8 protein-coding genes are annotated in these 11799 nt (G+C 27.6%); all 8 read left to right on the forward strand.

Annotated features, from left to right (window positions below):
- Positions 1–9 precede the first annotated feature (9 nt).
- The 8 genes from pulA to GM111_RS04350 all read left to right on the forward strand — a co-directional run bounded on the left by pulA (position 10) and on the right by GM111_RS04350 (position 11528).
- Positions 10–1815: a type I pullulanase gene (pulA, locus tag GM111_RS04315; protein ID WP_156299640.1), complete on the forward strand. Its 1806-nt coding sequence runs from the start codon at positions 10–12 to the stop codon at positions 1813–1815.
- Between the two features lie 194 nt (positions 1816–2009).
- Entirely contained in the window at positions 2010–3314 is a 1305-nt protein-coding gene (locus GM111_RS04320; RefSeq protein ID WP_156299641.1) for a sugar ABC transporter substrate-binding protein, read from the forward strand.
- Positions 3315–3368: 54 nt separating this feature from the next.
- Positions 3369–3776 (forward strand): hypothetical protein, encoded by a 408-nt coding sequence (locus GM111_RS04325; protein ID WP_156299642.1) that lies wholly within the window; start codon positions 3369–3371, stop codon positions 3774–3776.
- Between the two features lie 2 nt (positions 3777–3778).
- The gene (locus tag GM111_RS04330; protein ID WP_197034483.1) at positions 3779–5797 is read left to right on the forward strand and encodes a carbohydrate ABC transporter permease; all 2019 of its coding nucleotides are present in this window, start codon (positions 3779–3781) and stop codon (positions 5795–5797) included.
- On the forward strand, positions 5797–6690 hold the full coding sequence (locus GM111_RS04335) for a sugar ABC transporter permease (RefSeq protein ID WP_156299644.1): 894 nt from the start codon (positions 5797–5799) through the stop codon (positions 6688–6690). The genes GM111_RS04330 and GM111_RS04335 overlap by 1 nt, the downstream gene beginning before the upstream one ends.
- An 8-nt stretch (positions 6691–6698) precedes the next feature.
- Complete coding sequence (locus tag GM111_RS04340) at positions 6699–7778, forward strand: ABC transporter ATP-binding protein (RefSeq protein ID WP_156299645.1); 1080 nt, start codon at positions 6699–6701, stop codon at positions 7776–7778.
- 67 nt (positions 7779–7845) lie between these two features.
- Positions 7846–9540, forward strand: coding sequence for a glycoside hydrolase family 13 protein (locus GM111_RS04345; RefSeq protein WP_197034484.1), 1695 nt, complete (start codon positions 7846–7848; stop codon positions 9538–9540).
- 8 nt (positions 9541–9548) lie between these two features.
- Complete coding sequence (locus GM111_RS04350) at positions 9549–11528, forward strand: glycoside hydrolase family 31 protein (protein ID WP_156299646.1); 1980 nt, start codon at positions 9549–9551, stop codon at positions 11526–11528.
- The last annotated feature ends 271 nt before the right edge of the window (positions 11529–11799 follow it).

Raw genomic sequence — 11799 nt, forward strand, 5'->3', positions numbered from 1 at the left:
GAAGTAAGAATGATAACAAGAAAAATAGATAATGATTTAAGAAATTTAGGTTTAGATTTAAGATTTAAATATGATGGTAAGTTAGGTATAGAATACTCTGAAAGTGCAACAACTTTCAGAGTATTTGCACCTACTGCTACAAAAGTAGAATTATTAATTAATAATCAAAATTTAGAAATGAACAAAAACTTTGATAAAGGTGTATTTGAATTAACTGTTGAAGGGAACTTAGATAAGGTTCCATATATGTACAAGACATTTTTTGAAGGTGAAACTTTCACAACTGTAGATCCATATGCTATTGCAAGTGAAGCAAATTCTGCAAGATCTGTTGTAGTTGATTTATCTAAAACTTTCAAAGGTGAAAGGATGCCTAAATTTAATATGTTAGATGCAGTAATATATGAATTACATATTAGAGATTTTACTTTAAATGTTAAAAATAGAGGTAAGTATTTAGGGGTAGTAGAAGAAAAACAATTAGAGTATTTAAAAAAATTAGGTGTAACTCATGTTCAACTTTTACCTATTTATGATTATTCAACAGATTCAGTTGATGAATTAAATCCAGACTTAAGATATAACTGGGGATATGATCCAGTAAATTACAATGTACCTGAAGGGTCATATTCAAGTGATCCAACGGATCCATATTCAAGAATTAATGAATTAAAAGAAATGGTAGAGATATTACATAAAAATGGAATAAGAGTAATAATGGATGTTGTATATAACCATGTGTATGATGCTTTAGCACACTCTTTATCTAAAACTATACCAAATTATGCTTTTAGAAAAACAGATTACTTCCATTTTAGTAATGGTACAGGTTGCGGAAATGATGTAGCAAGTGAAAGAGCTATGATAAGAAAATACATAGTTGATAGTGTTAAATATTGGGCAAGTGAATTCAATTTAGATGGTTTTAGATTTGATTTAATGGGAATACTAGATGTAGAAACTATGAATGAGATCAGACAAGAATTAGATAAAATAGATGAAAGTATTATAGTTTTAGGAGAAGGTTGGGATCTTGTAACAAGTCTTGCACCAGAATTAAAAGCTAATCAATTAAATGCTTGTAAAATGCCAAATATAGCATTCTTTAATGATGATATTAGAGATAGTTTAAGAGGATCTACATTTGAAAAATTAGGACAAGGTTTTGTTAGTGGTGGAAAGTTAGAAGAAAGATTAATTTCAAGTATTAAAGGTGGTAATGGGTTAAAATCATATATTGCCCCTAATCAATTAATACAATATATAGAAGCTCATGATAATAACACTGTTTTTGATCATATAGAAATTACTAACGGAGATGAAAGTGTTGAAGATAGAGTAAAAATGCAATCTATAGCAACTACTATAGTTTTAATGTCACAAGGAGTACCTTTTATACATGCAGGTCAAGAATTCTTTAGAACTAAAGATGGAGTAGAAAATTCATATAAATCGAGTGACTATATTAATAGATTTGACTTTGGAAGAGCAGAAGAATATAGTAGTTATGTAAATTATTTATCTGATTTAATTAGTTATAGAAAAGAAAAAGATGTCTTAAGATTAGATACTTATGAAAGAATAGAAGAAAATTTTAGATTAATAGAAGCAAAAGATGATATTATAGCTTATTCATTTGGAAATATATATGTAATTGCAAATGTAAGTAAAGAAGAAAAAAATGTTGTAATAGATGAAGGAAATTACAAAATAATTTTTAATAATTTTAATAAAATTGATAATAAGACAATTAATGTTGTAAATGAATATAAAATGAATTCATTAAATATTTTAATATTAGAAAAAAATATGTAACATTGGTAAAATATATATTAAATAAGAAAAAATCAATATTTTAAGTAAAAAAAAGTGATGTAAGTTAAGAAAAAACTATAAAAAAAATATATAAATGTATTGACTTTGTAGATAATTGAGGTATAATAGTAATGTAAAATTGCAAACGATTGCATAAATACAAAATAAATTAAAGAAGTAGGAGTGAAAAAATTATGAATTTCAAAAAACTTGCGACAAGTGCATTTTTAATGTTCTCTTTATTACTATCTTGTGGTGCTAAAGAGGAAGCAAAAGCTGAAACTGGAGAAGCTTTAACTGGTCATATAGTTGTACAAGCTGAAGAAACTTGGGCACCTTATTATGAAGCTGCAATAGCTAGAGTTAAAGAAAAAAATCCTGAAGCTACAATTGATTTAAAAGTTATAGGATCTTTCGATCACATGAAAGTTATCGAAGAAACTAATGCTGAAAACGAAGACGTTGCTGACGTATTCGCTATACCATTAGACAGAATCGAATCTTTACATGGAAAAGATTTATTAGCTGCTTTTGATGCTAAAGCATTAGGAGATAAAATTGGTGGATTTGGAGATTTCGATAACGGTCTTGGAGGACAATTAAAATTCGAAGATCAATATTTCGGATTCCCATTCAATATTGAAACTTTATTCTTAGGAATTAATGCTAAAAACGTTGCTGCAAACGGTGTAGATTTAGCTAACTTAGACTTTGCTGAATTAGGACCAGAAGTGGCTATGATACCTGTATTCAATGCTTGGTGGGGTGTTGCTATAACTAACGCTTTCGGTGTTGAATTATTAGGTAAAGATGCTGACGGTAAATTCTTCTCAGATTTAACTAAAGATTGGGCAGAATTAACTCCTGAAGTACAAAACATGTTCGCTGGATTACATAAATACTGGAAAGCTTCAAATGAGGCTAAATTACCTATGTTTGACTCATCTGCAGTTTACGGATTTATGGATGACAATTTCAAAACTGGTAACAAAGGATCAGTAAGAATTTCAGGACCTTGGGACTTAGCTGCTTGGTCAGGATTAATTGGAGAAGATTTAGAAGTTGCTGGATTAAACCAAGCTAAATTTGCTGGACAACCATTAAAACACTGGAAAGGTGGATGGGCTTTAGTAATTAACGCTAGAAATGAAGAAGCTGCCGACAAATTAGCATTATCTGAAGCTGTAATAGCTGAAATTATGAACCCTATGTTCGCTGCAGATTTCTATAAATTAACAAGTAAAATCATGCCTAACGTTTCTAAAGATGATTATGCTAAACTTGACTTATCTGACTTAGATAAAAAAGCTATAGCTTCAGTTATCGAAGGATACGAAGGAGCAGTATCTAGACCATTATTCCAAGAATGGGGACAAGTATGGGGAACATGGGAAAATGCTTTACTTTCATGGGAAGCTAAAAAACCTGCAACTCCAGAAGATGCATATAAAGAAATACAAGCAAGCTTTAAAGCACTATTAACAAATTTAGGACAATAATAAAATTGAGTAAGTGTTAAAAGCACTTACTCTTTTTTTTCAAAAAGAGGTTTTATGAAACTAGATAGAGGAACATTAAATAAGTTTTTACTTATGGTTTTGTTTATAATGATATTTGAAAGTTTAAGTAGTATGTATGCAGTTAAAAGCATAGATCTATTTAACAAAGTACATGCTGAAACAGGTATATCTCTAAATGATTATATTACCATAGAAATGATAAAATATTTTAGTTCGGTTTCTATTTTTATAATCTTTTCAATATATACCTATTTAACTTATAAACATTATAAAATAAATAGTTTATATAAAGGAGTTTGGGCATTATTCATAATTGCTAATATCTTATTTAGAATTTTTGTATTTAAACAAGATACAATTTTTCATTATTTAAGTATAATAGTGCAATTTATTTTGGTTATATATATTATAAAATTTAAAGGAAAAGAAAGAGAGGAATGATCATGAATCATAAAGTTTATGATAGTTTAGATAATCCTCATGCAAGGAAAAATCTTTATTTAAAAGATGTAGCTGATGGTATTACAACAAATAGAAATTCACATGCATACAATGTGGAAATGAAAAAGTTACTTGAAGAAGAAAAAATATACCTTTCTGCTCTAAAAAAACTTAAAGCATCTGAAAAACAAACTTTATTATCAAAATTTGATAATAAAGAGGCAGAATTAAGACTTGAGTTATTTGAAGCTAAAAAACTAAATTCTTTCTATACAGGTAAAGAAGAAAAAAGTTATGATTTTGAATTAGAATCAAAGAAAAGTACTATTCAAATGGATAGATTACCTAGCATAATAGAATTATACAGTGAATCAATAAGAGAGAAAAAAGATTTACAACATAAATTATCAACTCTTTCAAAACACGATGATGAAGATAAAGTTAAAGAGTTTGAATCTAAAAAAGAAGAATTAAATAAAAAATTTAAAACTGATTCAGATAAATTAAGACATAGTCACAGTGAAGGATTAATTTCTAGAAAAGCACTTAAAACACAAATAGATCAATTAAAAATGGAATTAAAAGATAAATTAGAAGTATTAAAACTTGATATTCCTAGTGAAGCTATTAAAAGTAGAATAAGTGTATTAAATTATTTATCTACTGTGGAAGTAAAATCAAGATATAAAATAATGCAACAAGATATAGCAGATTTATACAGAAAAATACCTGTAGAAATTGAGTCTATAAACAAAACTCCCGCAGTATTATCATTATTATTCCCAGGACTTGGGCAATATCATAATAAACAATACTTTAAGGCAGCATTATTCTTTATAGGATTATTATTTATTTACTTTGTAGCAATTCCTTATACTTTAGGTTATGGAAACTATAGAGGAGAAGGACTTAGAGGTTTATTCTCACTTGCCAAAGGTGGTAAAAAATTAGATAAATCAATAATCTTTATGATAGAAGGAATAATTTCAATAATATTAATCTTATTTACTATAGCAATTTCATTCTTATCATTTAAAGATGCTAAAGATGTTATGGTAGCTAAGTTAAAAGGTATTAGACCTAAAACAACTTTTGAAACTGTAGAATCATTAAAAGAAGATGGATTCCCTTATATAGTTTCAATAAGTTCATTCATATTATTAATATTTGTTGTAATTTTACCAATTATGACAACAATATTATTATCATTTGCAGGTATGGATCCTAATAACCAATCTAAGTTCCAATGGATAGGACTTGAAAACTATAAATTATTAATTACTGGAACAGGAATAGCTGGAGGACCATTCTGGTTAATCTTAGGATGGACATTATTATGGACAGTATTTGCTACAACACTTGCAATAACAGTTGGATTTGGACTTGCGTTACTTGCAAACAATGAAAGAATTAAAGGGAAAACTTTATATAGAACTATTTACTTATTACCATGGGCAGTTCCAGCATTTATTACAATAATGTTCTTTAGTATTATGTCTTCTAGAACGGGACAAATTACTAAATTACTTGAATTTATGTTTGGTGGAGACTGGGCTATTAAAAATAGTACTACATTAACAAGAATAGCTTTAATTTCATTACAAACATGGCTTGGAAGTTCGTATGTATTCTTATTATCAACAGGGGTATTACAAGGTATACCAGCTGACTTATATGAAGCTGCAGATATAGATGGTGCAACTACTTGGCAAAAATTAACAAGAATAACTGTACCATTAGTATTATTCCAAACAGCTCCATTATTAATAGGACAATATACATTCAACTTTAATAACTTCTCTATAATTTATTTATTTAATGGTGGAGGACCATTTGATCCTTCTAAATACGGTAACTTAGCAGGAAGTACAGACTTATTAATTTCATATATTTATAAGTTAACAATTGAAAAACAATATCAATCTATAGGGGCTGCAATAACAGTATTTATCTCAATTGGATTAATGTTTGTAGCTTATTTAGGATTTAAGAATTCTAAAGCGTTCAAGGAGGGTAAATAATGGCTAAGAAAAGTAAAAATACTAATTTATATTTATCAGATAAACCACCTTTGAATTTTGCAGGAAAAGTTGGATTAGCACTTAGTTATATTATTTTAACTATTTGGGCTTTATTAATTATAGTACCTTTAGTATTTATGGTTGTAGCTTCATTTAATGGAGAACAAGAAAAATACTTAATATTAGGTTCAAGTTTTACATTCTCATTAAAACATTATGGAATATTATTTAGTAAAACATTATTCTTAAGATGGGTTGTAAATACAATAGCAATAGCAACAGCTACAGCTTTATTTACATTATTAATAGTATCTTTCACAGGATATGTATATTCAAGATTTAGATTTAAAGGTAAAAAAGTATCTTTAATGGCAATAATGTTAATTCAAGTTATACCAGCTTTTGCTGGAATAGCAGCATACTATACTATGCACCAAATAATAGTATCAATATTCCCGTTCTTTACTAGAACTTTAATGTTAATATCTATTTATGCAATAGGTGGTATAGCAGGTAATACTTTCATACTTAAAGGATATATAGATTCTATATCTCCAGAACTTGATGAAGCAGCTAGAATGGAAGGTTCATCAAATATGCAAGTATATAGATTAATCATTATGCCTATAGCAAGACCAATGTTAGCAATTATAGCTTTATGGTCATTTATAGGACCATTTATGGATTTCTTATTACCAAGAATATTACTTACAAATCCTAAACAATATACACTTGCAGCTGGTTTATTTACATTAATTTCTGATGATAGAACAAGACTAGAACCAGTATTTGCTGCAGGAGGAATTTTAACAGCAATACCTATAGTACTATTATTTATAGTACTACAAAAACAATTAGTATCTGGATTAAGTAGTGGATCAGTGAAAGGATAGGAGAATATATGAAAGTAGAATTAAAAAATGTAGGGAAAAAATACGAAGGAAATGACGTATATACTTTAGAAAATATAAACTTAGAAATAGAAAGTAAAGATTTTTGTGTAATCTTAGGTCCATCAGGATGTGGTAAATCAACTTTACTTAGAATGATAGCAGGATTAAACTCTATTACAACTGGAGAATTATTATTTGATGATAAAATAATGAATAAAGTACATTCAAAAGATAGAAATATAGCAATGGTTTTCCAAAGCTATGCTTTATATCCTCATATGACAGTATATGATAACATGGCATTTTCACTTGCTATGAGAAAAATGGATAAGAAAATGATACATGAAAGAGTTTTAGAAGCAGCTAAAATCTTACAAATAGAAAAATATCTATATTCTAAACCATCTGATATTTCAGGAGGACAAAGACAAAGGGTTGCTTTAGGACGTGCTATAGTTAGAAAACCAGCAGTATTCTTAATGGACGAACCTTTATCAAACTTAGATGCTAAGTTAAGAGAGCATATGAGAATAGAGTTAGTTAAAATACATAGAAACTTAGATACAACAACTATTTATGTAACACATGACCAAACAGAAGCAATGACTATGGGAACTAGAATAGTATTAATGAACGATAGTAAAATTCAACAAGTTGGAAAACCAGAAGAATTCTATAATAAACCTCAAAATATATTCGTAGCTAAATTTATAGGTTCACCTACTATGAATATAATGGAAGGATACATTAAAGATGGACACTTCATTTCTAATTCTGAAGAAGTAGTAATCAAAGCTAATGATGAAGATAAAGAAAGATTAAGAGATTATGAAGGTAAAAAAGTATCTTTAGGTATAAGATCTGAAAGATTCTTAAGTGGTGAAGAACATGAAAATAGATTCGCAGCTACTATAGAAGTTATAGAAATGTTAGGTAAAGAAAAATTACTTTACTGTAAATTAACTGATGGTACTAACTTAGTAGTTACAATGCCAGGGCACTATAACTATGAAATTGGAGAAGTACATAACTTCGGATTTGATACAGAAGCATTACACTTCTTTGATGAAAATGGAAATAGAATATAATTAAAATAAAATAATTAGAAAGAGGGACTTATCCCTCTTTTTAAATAGATAATAAGGAAGGTGAGTTATGATAAATAAGGCTGGATTTTACCATGAACCAGTTTCAAGGTATTGCTTTGCAATTAGTAATAATGAAGTAGTATTAAGATTAAGAATTGCAAAGGAAGATATAAATAAAAAAGTATATTTAGTGTATGGTAAAAAATATGAGTTCTATCTAAGAAGAGAGGAAATGGAACTTGAATTAAAATTTATTGATGCAGTTTATGGATATTACGAAGTAAAATTAGAACTAGATGATGTTAGACTTGCATATATATTTAAAATAATTGATGGAGAAAAAGAATATTATTATAGTGAAGATGGAGTAACAGATAGTTATGATTATTCGCTTGCATACTATAATTTTTTTCAAGTACCATATATTAATAAAAATGATGTAATGCCTGTAATAGATTGGACAAGATCTGCAGTTTATTATCAAATTTTTGTTGATAGATTCTTTAAAGGAAAAGAAAAAGATGAATCATATATTAATTTAAAATGGGGAAATAAACCTAAACCTACATCTTTTGCAGGAGGAGATTTAGAAGGAATAAGGCAAAAATTACCATATTTAAAAGAACTAGGGATTAATGTAATTTATCTAACACCAATATTTTTAGCAGAAACTAATCATAAATATGATACTTTAAACTATTTTGAAATAGACCCACAATTTGGTAATAAAGAAGATTTTAAAAAACTTGTAGAAGATATACATGGTATGGGAATGAGAATAGTTCTTGATGCTGTATTTAACCATATTAATATGAATAGTAAAAAATTTTTAGATGTAAGAGAAAAAGGTAAAGATTCAAAATATTATGATTGGTTTGTAATAAAAGGTGATTTCCCTGATATTAAAAAAATAAATTATGAATGTTTTGCCTCAGTAAGAGAAATGCCTAAATTAAATACGGTAAATAAAGAAGTTCAAGAATTCTTAATATCTGTTGGTAAGTATTGGGTTGAAGAGTTTGATATAGATGGATGGAGACTTGATGTTGCAGATGAGATATCTTATGTTTTTTGGAGAAAATTTAGGGAAGAAATTAAAAATATTAAAAGTGATGTAGTATTAATTGGTGAAAACTGGCATGATGCTTATCCATTTTTAAAAGGTGAACAATATGATGGTATAATGAATTATGCATTCACAAAAGCAGCACTTGACTATATTGCAAAAGATAGAACTGATGCAGAAGGATTAACGTATAAGCTAACTAATATTTTAATGAGAAATTTAGGGCAAGTAAATATTATGAATATGAATTTACTTGATTCTCATGATACGGTTAGATTTATAACGGATGTTGAAGGTTCTAAAGATAAATTATTAATGGCTCTTGCCTTATTATTTACATTTGTTGGTTCACCTTGCATATACTATGGTACAGAAATAATGCTAGAAGGTGGTTATGATCCAGATTGTAGAAGATGTTTTGATTGGAATGATAAAAAATGGGATAAGGGGTATATAGAAAAACTTAAAAAACTGATTTCACTAAGAAAAGAAAAAACAATGCAATATGGTGAAGTTAAGTTTGAAGTCGTAGATGATGTGTTCAAAATGAGTAGAAAATTTGATGAAGACGAGATAATTTTATTGCTTAATATGAGTAAAGTGGATAAGAATATATCATTAGAGAATATAATAATAAGTAATAATTATGAAAATGGCTTATTAAAAAATGAGGGGTTTGTAATTTATAGAAGTTAAGGAGAATTATGATATTAAAATATAGAAAAGGGAGTCCTATTAAAACGGATTCTACTGTATTAAATATAGAAATTAGTGAGAATATTGATATATTAAATAAAGTATTGAGAGATAATACTTTAACTTTTGAAGTAAATAATAATAGTTTTGTTTATGGACTTGGAGGAAGTAATAGAGGCATTAATAAAATGGGGTATACGTATACTTCATATTGCAGTGATGATCCAGTACATACTGAGGATAAAACTTCACTTTATGCAGCACAAAATTTCTTTGTACTGAAAGATGAAGAAAAAGTTTTTGGTATGTTTATAGATAGTCCTGCAAAAATAACATATGATGTTGGTTTTACTGAGATAGATAAATTTACTATTAATATTGAAAGTGATGATTATGATATTTACTACATTACAGGTAAAAATATTAACGAGATAGTAAAGGAATTTAGAAGTTTAATTGGAAGAAGTTATATTCCGCCAAGATGGGCCTTTGGTTATGGGCAAAGTAGATGGGGATATTTTAATGAAACTGATATAAGAAAAGTATTTGATAATTACAGAAAAAATAACATTGGTTTAGATATGATTTATTTAGATATAGATTATATGGAAGAATTTAAAGACTTTACTATAAATAAAGAGAGATTTCCAAATTTTGAAAAATTTGTAAAAGAAATACAAGATGAAAATGTAAGGCTTATACCTATAATTGATGCTGGTGTTAAAATAGAAAAAGGTTATGATGTATATGAAGAAGGTGTAGAAAGAGGGTATTTTTGTAAAGATGTAGATGGAAAACCTTTCGTTGGTGCAGTATGGCCAGGACTTGTACACTTTCCTGATTTTTTAAATTCAAAAGCAAGAGAATGGTTTGGACAAAAATATAAATTCCTTATAGATAAAGGAATAGAAGGTTTTTGGAATGACATGAACGAGCCAGCTATCTTCTTTACTGAAAGAGGAATAAAGAAGATGTTCTCTAAGGTTGAAGAATATAGAAATAGAGAAAATATAGGTGTATATGATCTTTGGGATATGAAAAATTCATTTATGGATATGGATAATGCACAAGAAGATTATGATAGCATTTATCATGATTTGGATGGAGAAATAATAAATCATAATAAAGTACATAATTTATATGGATATAACATGACAAGAAGTGCTGGTGAGGAAATAGAAAAATTATCACCAGAAAAAAGAATGTTATTATTTTCAAGATCTTCATTTATAGGTATGCATAGATATGGTGGGATTTGGACGGGAGATAATCATTCATGGTGGTCACATATTTTATTATCAATACAACAAATGACGGGTCTTAATATGTGTGGATTTATGTATATAGGTTCAGACCTTGGAGGATTTAGTGGTAATTGTAGTGAAGATATGATGATGAGATGGTTACAATTTGCAACTTTTACACCACTAATGAGAAATCATTCTGCTATTGGAACTAGGGAACAAGAGCTATATCAATATAAAAATATAGATGATTTTAGAAATATAGTTGATATTAGATATAGATTAATTCCATATATTTATAGTGAATATATGAAAGCTGTATTAAATAATGAAATGTATTTTAAACCATTATCATTTGAATATGATGATGCTATTTCAACAAGAATAGAAGATCAATTATTAATTGGTAATGAAATAATGATAGCACCTATTTATAGACCGAATCAAAATGGAAGAGTAGTATATTTACCGGAAGAAATGAAATTAATTAAATTTAAAGATGGAGATGTAATAAAAGAAGAAATCCTAGAAAAAGGACATCACTATATAACGACTGAATTAAATGAATTTGCAATATTTATTAGAAAAGATAAAAAAATCCCTTATGGTAAAATTGCTAAAAATGAAAGTGAAATCGATTATGAAAATATATCATTCCTAGGATATGAAAATACTTCATATTTATACTACAATGATAATGGTATAACAAGAGAAATTTCAGAAAAATATATAATAAGTATATAAAAGGTAGTGGGCCTTAAAGTATTTAAGGCCTAAAAACCTTGTTTTTATGAGCTTTTGTGAAGAAAATAAAAAAATATAAAAAATTAAAAAAAATAGTTGACAAGAAATATACTTATGTGATATTATTATTAATGTCCAATAAGGACGAGGACAATGGAAAGAAAAGGAATAAATAAAGCAAACAAGAAAGACAAGAAGTCAATTTAAGGTAAAGACAATAACTTTGAGATAAGAAAACAAAGAAGTAAAAACTGACAAAAAGGTGAAGAAT

Origin of the sequence: Streptobacillus canis (genome assembly GCF_009733925.1) — a bacterium.
GTDB lineage: Bacteria > Fusobacteriota > Fusobacteriia > Fusobacteriales > Leptotrichiaceae > Streptobacillus > Streptobacillus canis.